The following is a 17816-nucleotide window of genomic DNA, read 5'->3' as shown; positions in this document are numbered from 1 at the left end:
AAGAATGGCGTCCCATGGGATGGATCGGGATCACGACGGGCCACGAGCTCACCGTCGAGGGGACGCGGCGGCCGGTGCTCGCCTGCCGGACGGCCGCGGGCCACGTGCTGGCCAAGGTGCCCGCCAACGTCAGGAAGGATCCGACCGCGGTACGGCTCGCCGCCCTCTGCGACCGGCTCGGCGAGCACGCGCGGGCGGTGCACGACCGGGTCGAGTCCTGGATGGTGCGGTCGCTGCCCGTCCCGGCCGCGGTGTTCGCGGCCGTGTGGGACGACCCGGTGTGGCGCGAGACGCTCACCGACCTGGTCATCGCCCCGATCATCGAGGGCACGCCCGACCTCGGCCGCTGCGCGCTCCTGCGCGAGGGCGCGTGGACGGGCGCGGACGCCTTCGCGATCCCGCACCCGCTGCTGCTCAGCGACGAGCTGCCCAACTGGCGGGGACGGAACCTCACGCAGGTTGTCGAGCAGGTACGCCGTGAGGTGTGGACGCGTCCCGCGAGCATGGACCGTACGTTCGGCGTGGTCGACACCTTCGGATACATGGACGCCCGGTACGAGAGCGGCGCCGCGTTCGAGCGCCGCGTGCACGAGCTGGGCGGGCGCATCAAGGGGGACAGGGCGCGGTTCACCGTGCACGCGCCCGAGCCGCTCGGCATCGAGATCGACCTGGACTGGAGCGGGCCGATGAGCCCGGCCTACATGGCGGGGCTGAGCTTCACCGCGGGCGGCCGGGAGATCGGCGACATCGCCTGGTCCGAGGGCATCCGCATTCTCATGGCTCTGTACGCGGACCGCACCGTGGACGAGACGGAGCCGGTGGTGGAGGCAGCCGAGGCGTACTCCCACTACTGCGACGCCCACCAAGGCGAGCCCGGCACCGTGGTGCCCTCCGGCATCACCGGCCCGACGCGCGACGTGCTGCTGCGCGCCGGGGCGGTGCTGCCGGGCACGCCCGCCGGCTCCGACGAGGACACGTGCGTCGCCGTCCGCTACGAGCACTCCGTCCTGGACGAGCCGGTCGTCGAACTCGTCCGGTGCGCGGCCGTCGACGGCGACAAGGCCGAGAAGTCGCTGTACGACCTGGATCCGGTGGCGGAGACCGGCGTCGGCACCGTGCACGCGGGCCCGCTCGGCTTCCTCGCGTCCGCCCTGCTCTGGTACCCGGCGCACCGCGCCCGCATCCTGGCCGCGCACACCGACCTGCGGGCCGCCCGCGGCCTGGCCGCGCGCAAGCCCGGCCTCGCGCGCACCGCGCTCACCCGTACCGGCGACGACCTGGAGACGCACGCGCCCGAGCTGCTGCCGCCGTTCTACGAGGAGTGCGCGCGGATCATGGCCGCCGCGGGCAGCGCCCGCTTCGCCGCCGCCTTCTTCGAGAAGGCCCGCGCCGCCGAGGACGCGCACGCGCTGCCGGTCGACGAGGCCGCGCTCGTCGCGGCGCACCTCGCCGCGGGACCGGACGCCGCCGGAACGGCCACGCTCAAGAAGCACGGCAAGCGGCTCGCCGCCCGCCATCCCGCCCCCGGCGCGTACCGCTGGCACCGCGGCCTGCTCACCGAGTGGTGCGAGGAAGTCCCGGACGGCGCGGACGGCGCGCTGGCCCTGGCCGACGGCTGGGCGGCGCTGGCGAAGGCCGCCGGGCACGCGCTCGGCGGGCCCGAGGACGAACGCGCCGTACGGGCCCTGCTGGAGAGCGGGTGCATGGCGTCGGCACCGCAGGCCCTCTGGACGTTCGTCCTTCCGCTGCTCGGCCCGATGGCACGGGCGGACGCGGGCATCGGCCGCGCGCTCCTCGGCATCCTGCCGCTGCCCGCCACGGACAACCCCAAGGCGAAGAGCGCGGCAGTGTCGCTCCTCCTCGGCAACCTCGCGGGCGCGGGCCTGACCGCCCCGTTCACCACGTCCCCCGGGCCGGCGGGGGCGGCGGTGAAGGACTGGCTCGGCCGCTTCCTGAAGCTGTACGCGGGGCTCGCACTCCCCGTCGCCGGCCTCGGCGACCTCCTGCACGACGCCGGTACGCGGCTGCGCGCGGAGGGCCTCACCTGCGACGACCATGAGGCGGTGCTGGGAGCGGACGAGGACGAGGTCAACCGCTGGGAGGAGACCGCCGCCGACCTCCCGCTCCTCGATCTCCTGCTGGACCGCGGCGTCCCGCTCGCGCGGCCCCGGCTGCTGCACACGTTCAAGCTGTATGACCGGCTCGCCTCCGGAGCGGGCACCGACCTGGCCGCCGTCGCCGCCGACCCGGACTGGGCTCCGCTGCTGCGCGACGCGATAGTGGGCAACGTGACCAACCAGCTCAACGTCACCGAGCCCGCCGTCCCGAAGCAGACCGCCCCCGAGACCGTACGGGCCCTGACCGCGACACCGGGAACGGCGCAGATCGTCGCCGCCATCCTGGCCGAGCATGCCGAGCGGGTCCCGGATCAAGGGCTTCCGGACGCGCACGCCGCCCTGTGCGACGCCGAACGGTTCACCATCGCCGGAATCCCGGGCCCCCTCCTGGACAGCGTCCGGACGATCGCGACCGGGACGGACCCGGCCCGCGCCCTCGCCGCCACGCTGAGCGGCGGCGTCCTCGACGAACTGGAGTTGCCCGCCTTCGTCCCCGGACACGTCAACACCATCACCGACTACCTGGAAGAGAGCGGCACCGACCTGCTCCTGATCGAGTCCGGCCGGCTCTGGGAGCACAAGTTCCGCGCCTCCGTCGTCACACCGGATGGAGTCGGCCCGTCCCACGGCTTCGGCACGTACGAGTCCGTTTCCAGCCGGTCCCACGAACGGGCCGAGGCGCGCGACCTCTACGACCGCTGCCTGATCGCCGTGAACGGCCGGGTGACCGTACTGGACCACGGCGGCCCACACTGCCCGCACGGCAGCGCGCACCCCGCCGCCCGCCGCGTCGTACCGGCCGACGGCGAACGGGTCGCCTTTCCCGGTGGCGCCGAGGCCACCGTGTGGCGCGGCCAGGGCCGGATCATCGAGCTGCGGGACTTGGCCGGGCGGACCATCGGCCGCTACGTCCGCGGCTGGGGCAGGGTGCCCGAGCACGACGGCGCCGAGAACATCAGCACGGTCGAGCACCACCGCTACGCGTCCGGGACCCGACTGGTCGCGCCTCCCGGCCGGTGGTCGGCGATGCGGCCGCGCGATCCCGAAGGATCCAGGGCACTGCGCGCCGTCGACGAGAAGAAGGCGCAGGCCCTGATCGACGTCGCGGACGCCGCGCTCGCCGCCGACCTCATGCGGGTGCTGGACCCCGAGAGCGGGTACGCGGAGAAGGACGCCGCCCGCGACGAGCTGGCGGGACGGCTCCACCCGCTCCTGCCGGAGATCACCGACGAGTCGCTCTGGAAGGGCGTCACGTTCCTGGTGTGGACGGCCGTCGAATGCCGCGAGCGCGCGTTCGCCCTGCTGGAACGCCTGGCGCTGATCCCGCCGCCCCACCTGCGCCCGGCGCCCGCCTCCGCGGCACCCGCCGTCCCGTCCGAGAAGTCCCCCGAGCCGGACGATCCGGGGCCTGAGTCCGCATACGAGAGGATCGTCCACTTCACCCGCGCCGCCGTCGATGTGCCGTACGACAAGACGATCGCGAGATTCGACGCCCCCGCCGTCAAGGGGGTCGAGAACACGCTGGGCCGCCTCGGCGCCGCCGTCCTGGAGGCCGCGTGGGGCAACGGCGGCGGGCGCGCGCGACTTCTGGAACTGGCCGCCGTCCCCGAACTCCTCCGTACCGACGGCACCTGGCACGTCGCCCGGCTGCGCCCGGAGTACGACCTCGGGCAGATCCACTCGGGCCGCGGCCCCATCATGGCCGCCGCCGTCGCCGACTACGAGCAGGTGGGGCACGGGTACGCGGTCACGGCGCTCCTCCACACCCCCGATGGCCCCGACCCGCTCCTGTTCACCCGCAACCGCGTTGTCGAGCTGCGCACCTGCCGCGGCTGGGGCGACCCGGACCGGCTCCGGCAGGCGCTCGACCTGATCGCCGAGAACGGCCCGCCGCCCGTGGACCGGGAGGCGACCGTACGGGCGTTCGCCGAGGCCACCGGCCTGTCACCGGCCCAGTGCCTGATCCTGCTGTCCACCTCGGCCCGCACGCTCTCCTGGCCGGACGGCTGGGCACGGGGCCGCGTCGCCGCCTTCCGCAAGGGCGACGCCGCCCGCGCCCGCGAACTCGACCTGACCGAGACCGAACTGCGCATCGCCGCGCTCTCCCTGGAGGCGCTCACCACCACCGACGAGGCCGTCGAGGTCGTCGAGCTGCTCATGCCCGACGACCCCGCCGACCTCTGGCGTACGGGCCCCGACCTGGACCGGGCGGTCGCGTACTGGACGGAACGCCACCCGAGGCTCACCCCGCTCACCGCCGAGCAGTGGGTCACCCTCGCCTCCGGCGCCGAGGACGCCCTGGAGGCGCTGATCGCCCTGCTCGGCGAGCGTCCGTCCGTACCGCCGCTGGGTCACATCGCCCGCGCTGCGAGGCTCGTGGCCGACCGCCTGCCCAAGGACTACCCCGCCCGTACGACCGCCGCCGCCCGCCTGCGTGACCTGCACGAACACGTCACCGGCCCGGACACGACCCTGCCCATCGCCTCCGGGGTCACCTCGGTCACCGCCCTGGAACGGGCCGCCGGAGCGACCGCGGCCCACCTCCCGGAGAGCAGGCTCGCCATCGGCGAAGCCCTCACCCTGGAGCCCGCCGGGGACGGCTACCGCGTCCACCTCCGCCCGTCGCGCTGGCCCGACCTGGACGCGCTGGGCCCGGCCCTCCGCCGCGGCGGCGCCACCGATGTCGCCCTGGTCATGGAGGATTTGCGCTTCCTCCGTTCGTCCGAGCCGATGGAGGCCGCGGCCCGGCTGAAGTGACGTTCCCGGAGGTGCGCGGTGCGGGCCATGATGTCCAGCCGCCTTCACGGTCGGCTCAGTATTGCCTGAATCGACGGGAAGGCCGGGATCAGGCGGGTTCAGTGTCCGATCTGTCGCGAAGTCAGGGAGGAGTCGAGGATGTGGTGCGACCGGGTGGAGGGGGCCGGCAGTTCGTCGTCCGACGGCCGCAGGCTCGACAGCAGCAGCGCCAGGTAGCGGCGGAGATCTCCGCATTCGGGGTCACCCGAATGCATGGTGGCCAGCGCCATCACCAGGATGGCGGCCAGGTCGCGGACGATCAGGTCGTGGCGTACCGCGCCCTGCCGCTGGGCCCTGGCCAGCACGACGCCCAGCGGCCCCATGAACCGCACGGCGATGTCGACGGTGAACGCCCCCGACATGCGCGCCGCCCGCAGCAGCGCGCGGTGCGCTGCGAGGGTCTCGACCGAGGCGGTCAGCGCCTCGGTCAGCGCCCGTCCGGCGTCGTCGGCGTCGCGGGCGGCCAGGACCAGCGGCTCGACCTCTTCGGCGAAGTACGTCTGGAAGGCCGCCCTGATCACGCCGTCGCGGTCGCCGAACCTGCGGTAGACGGTGGCGCTGCCGATGCCGGCGGACCGGGCGATCTCCTCGAGCGACACGTCCGGGCCGTGCTCGCGCAGACTCGCGATGGCGGCCCGGACGATCTTGTCCGCGTTACGCAGCGCGTCGGCTCGCTGTCGCTGCTCGTGCACATGTGAACGCTAGCAGCCGACGCGCCCTGGGTTCACCAGGCGACTTCGAAGCTGGTCAGCCCGAAGACGATGTGGAAGGAGCGGAACTCGGCGGGGGCCCCGCTCTCGCGCAGGCCGGGGAAGCGCTCGAACAGGGCGGGGAAGGCGATGCGCAGCTCCATCCTGGCCAGCGGCGCGCCGAGGCAGTGGTGCACGCCGTGGCCGAAGGCGACATGGCCCATCTCGCCGCGGGTGATGTCGAAGCGGTCGGGGTCGGAGATGTACTTCGGGTCGCGGTTGGCCGAGGGCAGCGCCAGCATCACCAGATCGCCCGCCGGGATGTGCTGCCCCGCGACCTCCACGTCGGTGGTGGTCACCTTGGCCACGCCCGAGTGCACGATGCTGAGCCAGCGCAGCAGCTCCTCCACCGTGGCGCCGATCCGCTCGGGCTCCTTCATGAGCAGTTCGAGCTGGTCGGGGTGGCGCAGCAGGGCCAGAGTGCCGAGCCCGAGCATGTTGGAGGTCGTCTCGTGGCCGGCCAGGAGCAACAGGCTGGAGATGCCGGCGAGCTCGTCGATCGACAGATCGTCGCCGTGCTCGCGCACCAGCATGCCGAGCATGTCCTCGCCCGGCTCGGCCTTGGCACGGGCGACCAGCTCGGACATGTAGGCACGCGACTCCAGCGAGGCCGCCGTGCGCTCCTCGGGGGACCTGGAGATGTCGAGCAGCGTGTTGGTGCGCTGCTGGAAGTCTTCGCGGTGCTCGTACGGGACACCGAGCAGCTCGCAGATCACCAGCGAGGGGATGGGCAGCGCGAAGGTCTTGATCAGGTCGACCGGCGAGCCCGCTCGCTCCATCGCGTCGAGGTGGTCGTTGACGATGTCGTGGATGCGGGGCTCCAGCCGGCGCATGCGGCGCATGGTGAACTCCGGCGTCAGCATCCTGCGCAGCCGGGAGTGCTCCGGCGGGTCGAACAGCAGCAGGTTGCCCGCCTGCATCTTCGCGACCTGCTCGGGGCTCAGGCCCTGCATGCCGGGGGCCGGGAGGTTCTGCGGGCGCCTGTTGCTGAACCGCTCGGCGTCTCCGAGGATCTCCTTGACGTCGGCGAAGCGGGTCACGAGCCAGGCTTCGAGCCCGAACGGCGTGGGCACCCGCTCGATGCCCGCGCTGTCGCGCAGTTTCGCGAGCTCGGGAACCGGATCGAACGCGGTGCGCCGCATATGCAGGGGCAGAGTCACAGGATCGCTCATGTCATCTCCTGGAGAGGCCGATGTGCCGGAAACGCCCTTCAAAAATGATAGTAGTCCATCACTTGCCCGGGGTGGGCGGCGACCGGGCACGTGGCGCGTTCCCGCAGCACAGCCTTCTGGATCCTTTCCCGTGGGCTCTCATATCGTCGGATCATGGAATCCCACGAGCTCCATCTGGACCGCGCACGAGCCACGTCCTTCGGCTCGGTGGCCGAGCAGTACGACCGGTATCGCCCGGAGTCCCCCGACGAGCTGATCGACGAACTCACGGCGGGCCATCCAACCCGCGTGCTCGACGTCGGGTGCGGCACCGGCAAAGTGGCCCGGACGCTGGCCGGACGAGGGCTGGCGGTGCTGGGGGTCGAGGTGGACGAGCGCATGGCGAACGTCGCACGGGGCCACGGCGTCGAGGTGGAGGTCGCCCCGTTCGAGACCTGGGATGGCGCGGGGCGTCGTTTCGACCTCATGACCTGCGGCGACGCGTGGCACTGGATCGACCCCGACGCCGGCATCGCGAAGGCCGCACGGGTGCTGGCCACCGGCGGCGTCATGGCGTGGTTCTGGAACTCCTCGCAGGTCGAGGAGCCGGTGGCCGCGGCGTTCGCCCGCGTGTACGCGCAGCACGCGCCGGAGATCGTCTGGGTCTGGGGACCACGGGACACGACCCGTTCCGAACGCGTGCCGCTCTCCGGCCGCGACGCGTTCTCCCCGATCGAGGAGGAGGTCTACCGGCAGGAACGCGTTCTGACCGCCGATCAGTGGGTCGGGCTCGTCGCGACGTCGAGCGACCACCTCCGACTCGGGGCCGAGCGGCTCGCGGCACTGCTGCGGGTGGTGCACGGCACAATCGAGTCCCTAGGCGGCCATGTACGCATTCAGCACGAAACCACCGCCCTGATCTGCCGACGGCGGCGGCGCCTTTGACCCGTTCCACGTTTCCTTGACCTGGAGCGCGCTCCAGCTCCTAGCGTCGGTGGCACCGAGAAGGGAGCAGATCACGTGAGAACAGTGCAGCTTGGCCGTACGGGCGAGCAGGTCAGTCAGCTCGCCCTGGGATGCATGATCATGGGAACGGCGACACCGGAGGACGAAGCCGTCACGATCCTCGATCGGTACCTCGAGGCCGGAGGCAATTTCCTGGACACCGCCGACTGCTACTGCTGGTGGGAGAACCGGGGGAGCAACGGCGGCGAGAGCGAGGAGCTGCTGGGTCGCTGGCTGGCCAGGACCGGGCGGCGTGAGCAGGTGTTCCTCGCGACCAAGGGCAGCGCCGTGGTAAGCGACCTGGACGCGGTCTGGTCCGAGGGCCGGCCTGACTGGGACGCCGCCTACCGGACGTTCGTCGGGGCCGGGGCGAAGACCTTGCGCGAGGCCATCGACGGCAGTCTGCGCCGGCTCGGCACCGACCATGTCGACCTGTACTACGTGCACGTCGACGATCGCGCGACCCCCTTGGAGGAGACGCTGGAGGCGCTGGCCGGTATCGTCCAGGCCGGCAAGGCCCGCTACATCGGCTGGTCCAACGTGCGGACCTGGCGGTTGGAGCGGATCCGCCAGTTGTGCGCCCAGCACGGCTGGCCGGCGCCGGTGGCGCTCCAGCAGCAACACTCCTACCTACGGCGCCGGGCCGGGCTCCGGCACGCGTCCATCGTGGACGACGAGCAGCTCGACTACCTGCAGGCACACGACGACCTGACCCTGGTCGCCTATTCGCCGATCCTCAAAGGCATCTACGACAGCTCCGCCAAGCGCGCAGGCCACGGGGTGATGGACCCGTACCAGGGCCCGGACGCCGAGGCCCGGCTCGCCGTCGCCGCCGAGGTGGCCGCTGAGACCGGCGTCACCCCGAACGCGCTGGTCCTCGCCTGGCTGCTGCACCAGACCTCGCCGGAGATCGTGCCGCTGATCGGGCCGCGCACGCTCCAGCAGTACGAGGCGGCGCTACCGGCGCTCGACGTCAAGCTCACAGCAGAGCAGCTTGCCCGCCTCGACGCCGCCGGAGCCTGACCGGAACCCGACGCCGGGCCCGCGCGCAGGCCGGCGGTCAGGCGGCGCGGCCCTCCAAACCGGCGATGGTGATCGTGCCGGAGGTGGCGCGCAGGCCGAAGCCGTACCGGAAGCCCTCGCGGGCCTGCGGCGTGGCCAGCGTGGCGCCGATGCCGGCCGTGCGGAGCCGATGCCACCGGCCGCCCGTGTGGGCGAAGGAGGTGATGGTGTCGCCGGACAGCACCAGCGCGAACCGGTCGCCCGGCGCGAGCGTCAGCGGCGCGTCGCCGGGCGTGTCCAGGAAGCGGCCGCCGACCCGCACGTTGATGCCGGACTGCTTGCGGGTGTTGTTGTACCAGGCGGTCACGTAGGTGTCCCGGTCCTTGACCCAGCCGACGAACACGCTGTCCTCCGGGCTGCCGGTGCCGGCGAACGAGCCGACCGTCACCACGCTGATCGCCTCGGCCGACGACGGCCCTGCCGGGCCCGCCACCAACCCGAAGAAGGGTTGCGCGCCGCTGCCCGCGAACCGGCCGCCGCCGGCCGTGGTCGCCGGCTTGGCCTCGCCGTCGAAGGGCTGGTGCACCGTGTAGCCCGCCGAGGTGTCAGCGGCGAACGTGTCCTGGGCCTCGGCCTTCGCATAGGAGGCGGGGTCGAGCGGCACCTCCACGTGCGCGTACGCGCTGGCGGCCCGCGCGGACCGGTCGTACGTCGCGAAGGCGCGCACCGGGTAGGCGTCCGGGCGTGGCGAGGTCCCGGGCGGCGGCGTCACCCGCCAGCGCACCGCGAACCGGCCGCCGGGCCGCACCACGGGCGTCTCCGCGTGTCCGAGCGGCTCGGCCGACCAGCCCGGCGGCACGGCAGGCGCTACCTTGACGTGCGTGGCCGGCTTGCGGCCGTCGTTGGTGAAGGTGGCGGTCACCACGGCGGGCACGCCCTGCTCGGTGACGGCCGCGTCCAGCCGGGTGTCGCCCGCGGCGGGCGACCACGCCTGCAGCTCGGTGACGCCGACGTACGCGCCGGGCGGGTTGCCGAACACCAGCCGGATCCTGGTCGTGGTCAGGGCCGGGAACGTGATCCGGTTCAGCGCCGCACCCGGCTCTCGCGGCGTGCGTGCCTGCCCCGGCACCTCCCGCCACGCCGACCCGTCCCAGAACTCCAGCCGGTACGACGCCGGCGCCCGCACCCCGCCCCCGTCGTCGTAGGCGTAGAACCGTACGTCGCTCACCTGGGTCGGAACGCCGAAGTCCACCCCGAGATGGTCCTCCGGGTTCGGGGAGCGGTAGTTGGTCCAGCGGCTGTGCGGGATGTCGTCGTAGAAGATCCGCCCGTCCACCGCGTCCCACACGTTGTCGATGCCGTTGGTGTACGACGCGAACGGTTTGGGGTAGCCGGTTCCGTACGGATTCGCGGCGTCGTTGCCGGGACGCGAGGAGCGGTCGGGCGCGACGGCGGCCGGCACCCGGGCGGTCAGCTCGCCGAGCGCGGACCGCGCGGCGGCGAGCCTGCCGTTCACGTAGACGCGCAGTCCCTTGCCCTGGCCGTACCTGGTGCCGTCGCGGTCCCACAGCACCGTCACGTTGTGCCCGTGGTACGGCACGTTCTCCAGCGCGAAGTGGTCCCACTCCGCGGGTGCCAGCGGGTTCACCACGACCTTGCCGTCTGCCTGCGGGCGCAGCCCGATCAGGCCGCTGATCACCAGGTCGTCGAAGGTGGAGTGGTTGTAGTGCTCGCTGTGCCCCCGCGCGTCGTAGATCCAGCGCGGCTCGTCGGGGTGGTGCGCCTCGGCGACGTACGGGTGGCCGTCCTTGTACTGGGTGAGCGCGTAGCCGCGCAGCGCCCGGTAGTAGTCGGCGGCGGTGACGACGTCCTGGTCGCGGTCGTTGAGCAGGTTGGCCATGGCGGTGAGCGTGGTCGAGGTCGAGTACGGCCAGCTCGGGCCGTCCCAGCGGCAGCAGCCGCCGAGCGCGTCCCGCATGAAGAAGGGGCTGCGCCGCTCGGCCGTGGTCGGCCCGTACGGCGCGGCGAACCCCTGCGGGTCCAGCAGCTGCGCCCACGCCTTCTCGGTCCCGGGCTTGGCCATGCCGAACGCCCACGGCACGAACCCGATCTGCTCCCTCGTGGAGACCAGCTTCCGCTGCGGGTCCAGGTCGGCGCGGGCCTTGTGGTAGAAGAACTGCCGCTCCGGGTCCCACAGGTAGCGGTGCAGCGCGTCGCGCAGCGAGGCGGCCCGCCGCTCGAACGTCCTGGACAGGGCTCCGTCGCCGCGCATCCGGGCGATGGCGGCGATCGCCCTGGCGTCGCCGTACTGGTAGGCGTTGAGCGTCGGCCGGTAACCCGCGCCGCCGTGGTAGGGATCGGCCGGGTCGGTCTCGTAGGAGGAGGCGGTGTACTCCATCGCGTCCCACACCGGCACCGACCAGTACAGGCCCAGGTCCTTGTCGTACTGGCCGCCCCACTTGTCGTACTGGCGGACCAGGTCGGGCAGCAGTCGCTCGGCGAAGGACGCGTCGCCCGTGACGAGATAGCGCTGGTAGGCGGCGTCGGCCGCCCACCAGGCGTACTGGTGCGCCCAGTCGTCGGTGTCCTTGTTGAGGTACTCCTCCTTCGGCTTGGGGCTGCTGCCGGGGCCCTGCAGCCAGTACGTGAGGTAGTCGTCGATCGGGCGGCTGTCGCGCAGCCAGCGGCCCTCGTACACGTGGTGGCCGGCGGCCGCGACGATGCCGCCGAGCGGCGCGGCGTAGCCGGGGGCGTTGTGGAACTCGGTGATGATGTCGCCGGTCGCGGAGTCGGTGTAGCGGATGTGCCGCTTGTAGGTGCTCCAGCGGTAGTAGTAGACGTCCTGGATCTCCCGGTCGGGCACCTCCAGGAAGGGGATGTTCGCCTCGTACCACTCCGGCTCGGCGTATCCGGCCAGCAGCGCCCGGTGGTCGAGGAAGGCGGTGCCCGGGCCGACCTCGGGGTATACCGGCGGGGGTTTCGGAGTGGCGGCGTTCGCCGGGGTGATGGTCAGGGCGGTCGGCGCGACCAGCGCCGCGAGCATCGCGAGCGCCGCAGCCGTGCGTCTCATGGTCACCTCAAGCGTTCTCGGGGGGTGACAGTAGACCGCTCAGATCCGATCGCACACGTGGATCGAATCTGACCGATATTGACCACATATTGACCAGTCGCGAGCGAAAACGCAAGATCTGTCCGGGAATGCGCGCCGACGTGATGTGGCGTACTGCTCCACCAATCCCGCACTCTTGCACGGCCCGGCGTGGGGTCCGCGGTTCGCGGAGGCGTATGAGGAGGCCGGCGGTGCGCTGGCCGCGACCGCGGGGGCGGCTGTACTGGCAGGTGCGGGACGGGCCGGCGTGCTCAGAAGAAGTGCGGTTGGTGTCGCAGCCATGAAGGGAGGCGGGGAGGGCAGAGTTGACGACACGTGCCGTGGAGGAGCGGCTGGATGCCTATGTCACCGCTCTGATGGACGCACTGGCCTGAGCCGGGGGTGGTCCAGGGTGGCTCTCTCACTTCATCTCGGCCCGGTCATCGGCTCGCCTCATCCGCGTAGCGGCTCAGGCGCTGCGCGGCTGTCTCCAGGTCGGCGGCGGCCGCGGTGCAGGCTGCGAGGTGGGCGGTGACCGATGCGTGCAGCCAAGGCGGTGCCTCGCCGTCGGCCTTCAGCCGTGCCTGGATCGCGCGCAGGCGCTCGGCGCAGGCGGCGAGTGCGCGGGCGTCTGAGCGCAGGATTTCGGCGTGGGCGGTGATCGCGGCGATGTGGGCGGGCATGGCTCCTCCGTCAGATGGGCGGTACCGGGACGGCGGCGTCACGGAGCGTCTGGCGGGTGGTGGCTGACAGGCACAGCAGGGGGCGGGCGCCGTCGAGTCCCAGTTGGCGGAGCTGGTTGGCCAGTGGGTGGGTCGACTGTGGTTCGATGAGCAGCCGAAGTGATGGCGCTGGGTGGAGCCGGGCTTGCCCGCGGGTCCGTATGGAGGATCGCAGCACGGTACCGGTGTCGCGGGTGTAGCCGACGAGGCCGGGGTCGTTCAGGGGTAGTCCCGGGCCGAGTCGTCCGCGCAGGGTGAGGATCTGGTCGGCGGTGACGTGGGCGGTGCGGGTGCTGAGCTGGAGTTCGAGGGGTGTCAGGTACGTCTGGCCGCCCCACAGTTGCGGGCCGAGGGCGCGGACGATCGTGGTGTCGACTGCGGAGCCGATGAGGAAGCTGCCGGAGTGGCGTAGGTCCGCGGCTCGCAGTAGGTCGGGCCAGGCGGTGATGCTGGGGCGTCGTCTCGGCGGGTTGGGCCACGAGCGTCGGTGGAAGGGGCCGGGTATGACGATGCCGATGTGCAGTTCTCCGTAACGGCCGGCGCTGGTGTGTCGGTTCCAGGCGGTGTGTATGGCGATCAGCGTGCGGCCTGCCACTTGTACGGCGGGGCCGAGGCCTGTGTCTTCCAGTAGGTCGGCCGTGGTTGTCGGGTGTGCGGTGAAGTATGCCGTGAGGGCGTTGCCGTCGCGGGTTCTGATGGGTAGTTCGATGGTTCCTTCGGGGGTGTCCATGGGGTGGGTGGGCACGGTGAGGAAGGGGAACTCGTCGGGGTCGGGTGGGCGGTCGAACAGGAGGTATGCCTGGGATCGTACGACTTGTCCCCGGAAGGGTGTGAGGCGTTCGTCGATGTGGTCGCGGGCTTCGGGGAGGTCGTGGGTGATGTTGGCGAGGTAGTGCTCGATGCTGTGGCAGTGGGGGAACAGGTGGGTGGAGTCGCCGTAGTCGACGACGTACCAGTCTGGGTGCAGGTCGAAGCAGGTGCCGGCGCCCTGGCCGTCGAGGGTGGGGATGATGTCGTGCTGGTTGGTGACGCTGGCTACCCAGGTGCGTGGGTCGGCGGGGTGTTTGAAGTCGATGGGTGAGCCGATGGCGACGGCGTGGGTGATGGTGTGGCGGGTGCAGAAGTCGGGGTCCTGCGCGAGGTTCATGATCGCTGCTCCGCCTGCGCTGTGCCCGATGAGTGCGAGTTCGGCGCCTGGAGGGGGTCCGTAGTCGGTGACGGCTTGGGCGAGGGCGCGGCTGTAGGGGCTGCTGGACAGGACGGCGCTGCTGAAGGCGCCGAGCAGGTCTTGGGGTGATTGGCCGTCGGGGCGTCCTGCTCGCATGCCTGGTGCGTGGAGGACGTGGCGGATGACGCCGTCGGGTCCTTGGATGCTCTGGATGAGGGCTCGTCCGGTGGTGCCGATGGTGCTGATGTTGGTCAGGAAGCCGAGTAGTGATCCGTGTGTGCACAGTTGGGCGGACTCGGTTGTGGTCAGTTCGATTCGGCGTGCGGCGCCTTCTCCGGTGTCGAGGATGGCGATGGCTTTGTTGCTGATGCCGGTGATCGGGTCGGCGGTGGCGAAGCCTTTTCCTGTTGCGATGAGCCAGGCGGTGGTGTCGTTGAGTGGGTTCTCGTCGAGTAGTGCGCGTAGTGCGAGGACTTCGCCGAAGATCGGGGCGAGTTGGCTGAGTGCGTGTACGGTGCCGCGGTCTTTGAGCAGGGCGCGTAGGGCTCGGATGGCCTCGAGGTCGCGGTCGGCGGCGGCTGCGTTGATGAGCCGGGTGAGCATGGGGTCTTCGGTCAGTTCGGGGTGGGTGAGTGCGACGGCTGCTATGCGTAGCCGGAGCGATGTGGCCAGTACGCGTATGGCCAGGCTTTCGACGCCGAGTATGGCGCCTGCTTTGGCGGTTGCGGTGGCGAGTCGGTTGCCGGTGAATGCGTACCCGAGGCCTTGTTTGTTTGTTGTGGCCTTGAGCAGCGCGCGGTAGGCGGGTTGGGCTGCGGAGGGGGCGTGGGGTAGGGCGCGTAGCAGTGCGCTGTCGGTGAGTGCGGTGGTGGTGTGTGCTGCTGCGTCCTGGACGGTGACGGCGATGTCCACGAGTTCGCGGGCCATGGTGCGCAGTCGTGCGGCGGTCGGGTCGTTCTTTGCGGTCATGATGGGGTCCGGTGGGACATGCTGACGTGGCGGGGGGTGGGGTCTTCCGGTGTGTTGCGGCGCAGGATGTCCGAGAGTGTGCGTGTGGTGGCGAGGACCCGTATGCCTTGGGGGGAGAAGGTGGCGGCGTTGAAGATTCGCGGGGCCAGCAGGGGGTTGGTGAGTGCTTGGGAGAAGGCGTCGATGGCGATGATTTTGGTGAGGAGTGGAGGCAGGATCGCGGTGGGGGATCCGGGTTCTTCGGCGAACAGGCCGACGTACAGGTCGATGTCGTTCACGTCGTGGTAGAGCTCGCGCAGTGCGCTGCTGACCCGCTGGTCGCTGGAGATCTGCTCGAAGGTGCGCACTTTGGGGAAGCGGCAGTGTTCGCGGTAGCTGTTGTAGGGGGCCAGGTCGAGTGCCCGGGAGTCGGCGATGCTGGCCACGTCGATCTCGCGTAGCACGGGGTCGGTGTTGAACAGGCTGATGCGGCCGGCCCGTTGGCGGGAGGCGGCCTCGAAGAGTTGTCCGAGGCCGGGGCCGGGGATCAGTGCGCTGCCGAAGAAGGTTTGGGTCATCGGCAGGTCGTGTCCGCCTACTGACAGGTGGGACGGGATCAGGCTGTGCCAGCGGTAGACGAGGTTGAACTCCACCGAGGCCCAGTTCTGCCGGTGCCAGGGTGCGTGGGCCAGTGTCGCCGACAGCCGGGGGTCGAGGGTGAACCGGAAGTGGTAGGGGGTGATGTGGTTGATGTATTCCTCGACGACCAGTTTGATGAGCAGCACGATGAGGATGTTGCGGGCCGTTTGGAAGAGTCGCTCGTCGTCCCAGTGCGGGTGTTCCTGTGTGAGCAGTCGCGCGATCCTGTTGTGCTCACGCAGGAACAGCACGGTGAGCATGGTGAAGCCGATCTGGCCGTTGCCGCGGTCGCTGCCGGTGGCGAACAGCGTGTCGCGTTGCGCGTCGGTGAGCTGGTCGAAGCGGATGACGCTGAGCGGGGTGAACTCCGGCTTGATCTTGCCGTTCTCGCACAGGTAGGGCGGGAACTCGCCGCCGTTGAGGAGCTGGCTCTTGAGCAGTCCGCCGTCGAATGTGCGTAGTGCGGCCGTCGCGGCGTCGTTGAGGCCGTACACCTGGTTCAGGTCGATGTGGTGGTTGGAGCTGTTCTTGCGTGGGTCGCGCGGGGTGTTGGTGTCGCCGCGCAGGAATCCGTCGGTGAACCATTGGGCGAAGTACGCGAAGAGCACGGTGGAGCGCGGGCAGGGGATCATGGATTCGCCGCGGGTGAACAGGTTGCCGGCGCTTTCGGGCGTGGGACGGTTCTCTTCGGTGGCGGGGACCGGGGGCAGGTGTCTGCCGCTGTAGGTGCGGTCGGTCAGGGAGGTCCACGAGGTGTAGTCGGCCATGGTGCTCAGCGGCTCGGGGCGTGGTGGCATCTCGCGGATGGCGTGGTCGATCAGTGAGGCGTTGATCCGGCGCCGGATCGGCCGGCTGCTCTGGAGGAGGTCCCAGATTGGCCGGCCGTTGGTCAGGGCCAGGAATCTGAGCCGGTTGGCGAGGCCATCCGTGGCGATGGTGCGTGCGCGTGATCGGCTTGCCGCCATCGTCAGCCTTCCCGCCTGTCGGTGCCGAGCTCTTCGGTGCCGGGCTCTTCGGTGCCGAGCGCGAGGGTGAAGGTGTCGGGGAAGATCCCGAGTGTCCGTTCGACGTGGCCCGCGGGTGGCGGGAGCGGGCGCACGCCGGGGCGCAGGAGCAGGCGGCGTACGGTCTCGGCGATCACTACGTCGGCGACGTGCACGCCGAGGCAGGCGTGATGGCCGGAGCCGAAGAACAGGTGATGGTGGCGGGGGCGGTCGAGGCGGAATTCGTCGGGTTCCGGCACCACGGCCGCGTCGAACATGGCGGAGGCCGGTGCCGCGAGCACGAAGGTGCCTGCGGGGATCAGCGTGCTGCGCGGGGTGCCGGCGGCCAGGACGTGGTCGCGTTCGCACAGCCGGGGAAGGAGTTTGAAGAACGGGCTGAACCGCAGTGCCTCCCAGACGTACGGGTCGAACTGTTCGGGGTCTGCGGCGACGGCCGTGGCCTGGGCGAGTATGTGCGGGCGTAGCAGGAGTTGCTCGACCGCCTCGACCATGGCTCCTGGCGCGCTTTCCACGAAGCCCAGTGGCAGTCCGGCCATGTTGATCACGATGCGGTCGTCGGTCACGGAGGCGCCGGCGGGCAGGGAGGAGCGGGCGAGGCGGGTGAAGATGTCGTCGGGGAGGTCGCGTCCGGCTCGCAGGGTGGCCCGGTGGTCGGCGAGGCGGTTTCGCAGGTATGCGACCAGTTCGGTGCCCGCTGTGACGGAGGCGGCCTGGATCTGCGGGTCTCCGTGGAAGTTGGCGAAGCCGTCGGCGACGATGGCGCGGGTCCATCGGCCCAGGGTCTGCGGGCCGGGGCCGGGTATGCCGAAGTATCGTGCGCACACGCCGAGGGCGACGGGGCGGAACAGCCCGTTGACCGTTTCGAGGTGTCCGTCGGGCGGGGCGGCGTCGAGCAGTTCGTCGGCGAGGCGGCCGGTCAGCTCGCGGACGTCGGCCGCGTCGCGCGGGTCGAGTATGAGCTGCATCAGGCCTTTTTCGCGCCAGTTCATCGGGGTGGCGTCCCTGCCCAGCATGAACGGGGAGCCCAGTGCGGCGTCGAGGCGGGGGCCGAAGGCGCGTACCGAGAAGACCTGCTCGTGGGAGAGCACTTCGGTGACGTCGGCGAAGCGGGTGACGACCGTGAAGGCGGGGGTGGCGAAGATGGGGCGGCGCTCGCGCAGCTCGGCGAACAGGCTCCGCCAGTCGGTACGCATCCACTCCCGGACCAGACTGAACGCGGACATCGGGTCCCGGGCCAGCGCCTCGTCGTATCTCTCGAGATGGCCGCCCGTGGTCGCCTGATCGACAGCACCCATTCCGTGGACCTTCCGCCTGATGTCGGAGCGCACAATGATGATCACGTTGTGCAATCACAATCTAGGGATGCGTCGCGCCTTTTCTTCATGACGACCGAGTGCAGTGTTTTGCTTCCCCAGGGTAATCGCTCC

Annotated in this window: 10 protein-coding genes; 3 read left to right on the top strand and 7 right to left on the bottom strand. The window is 70.9% G+C overall.

Annotated features, from left to right (window positions below):
* The first annotated feature begins 14 nt into the window (after window positions 1-14).
* Window positions 15-4874 carry a DUF4132 domain-containing protein gene (locus tag AB0J87_RS62355; RefSeq protein WP_363985206.1) on the top strand — a complete coding sequence of 1620 codons (4860 nt, stop codon included), beginning with the start codon at window positions 15-17 and terminating at the stop codon, window positions 4872-4874.
* A 98-nt stretch (window positions 4875-4972) separates the two neighbouring features.
* Here the strand turns inward: AB0J87_RS62355 and AB0J87_RS62350 are convergent, their stop codons facing one another.
* Both AB0J87_RS62350 and AB0J87_RS62345 read right to left on the bottom strand, forming a co-directional pair.
* Complete coding sequence (locus AB0J87_RS62350; protein WP_363985204.1) at window positions 4973-5605, bottom strand: helix-turn-helix domain-containing protein; 633 nt, start codon at window positions 5603-5605, stop codon at window positions 4973-4975.
* Window positions 5606-5637: 32 nt separating this feature from the next.
* Window positions 5638-6834, bottom strand: coding sequence for a cytochrome P450 (locus AB0J87_RS62345; RefSeq protein ID WP_350730796.1), 1197 nt, complete (start codon window positions 6832-6834; stop codon window positions 5638-5640).
* Between the two features lie 153 nt (window positions 6835-6987).
* Between AB0J87_RS62345 and AB0J87_RS62340 the strand changes: the two genes are divergently transcribed.
* A complete protein-coding gene (locus AB0J87_RS62340) occupies window positions 6988-7758 on the top strand; it encodes a methyltransferase domain-containing protein (RefSeq protein WP_363985201.1) in 771 nt (256 codons plus the stop codon).
* Between the two features lie 75 nt (window positions 7759-7833).
* Window positions 7834-8841 carry an aldo/keto reductase gene (locus tag AB0J87_RS62335; protein ID WP_363985199.1) on the top strand — a complete coding sequence of 336 codons (1008 nt, stop codon included), beginning with the start codon at window positions 7834-7836 and terminating at the stop codon, window positions 8839-8841.
* A 37-nt stretch (window positions 8842-8878) separates the two neighbouring features.
* Here AB0J87_RS62335 and AB0J87_RS62330 read toward each other — a convergent pair whose 3' ends face one another.
* From AB0J87_RS62330 to AB0J87_RS62310, 5 genes are all read right to left on the bottom strand, one after another.
* The gene (locus tag AB0J87_RS62330) at window positions 8879-11890 is read right to left on the bottom strand and encodes an NEW3 domain-containing protein (protein WP_363985197.1); all 3012 of its coding nucleotides are present in this window, start codon (window positions 11888-11890) and stop codon (window positions 8879-8881) included.
* Between the two features lie 458 nt (window positions 11891-12348).
* A complete protein-coding gene (locus AB0J87_RS62325) occupies window positions 12349-12591 on the bottom strand; it encodes a hypothetical protein (protein WP_363985195.1) in 243 nt (80 codons plus the stop codon).
* Window positions 12592-12601: 10 nt separating this feature from the next.
* Window positions 12602-14710 (bottom strand): hypothetical protein, encoded by a 2109-nt coding sequence (locus tag AB0J87_RS62320; protein ID WP_363985193.1) that lies wholly within the window; start codon window positions 14708-14710, stop codon window positions 12602-12604.
* Between the two features lie 53 nt (window positions 14711-14763).
* The gene (locus tag AB0J87_RS62315; RefSeq protein ID WP_363985191.1) at window positions 14764-16350 is read right to left on the bottom strand and encodes a peroxidase family protein; all 1587 of its coding nucleotides are present in this window, start codon (window positions 16348-16350) and stop codon (window positions 14764-14766) included.
* A gap of 2 nt (window positions 16351-16352) precedes the next feature.
* The gene (locus AB0J87_RS62310) at window positions 16353-17684 is read right to left on the bottom strand and encodes a cytochrome P450 (RefSeq protein ID WP_363985189.1); all 1332 of its coding nucleotides are present in this window, start codon (window positions 17682-17684) and stop codon (window positions 16353-16355) included.
* Between the last annotated feature and the right edge of the window lie 132 nt (window positions 17685-17816).

This window comes from Nonomuraea sp. NPDC049625 (assembly GCF_040675285.1).
In the GTDB taxonomy this organism is placed as follows: domain Bacteria; phylum Actinomycetota; class Actinomycetes; order Streptosporangiales; family Streptosporangiaceae; genus Nonomuraea; species Nonomuraea angiospora_A.
This window is presented reverse-complemented; position numbering and strand designations above follow the sequence as displayed.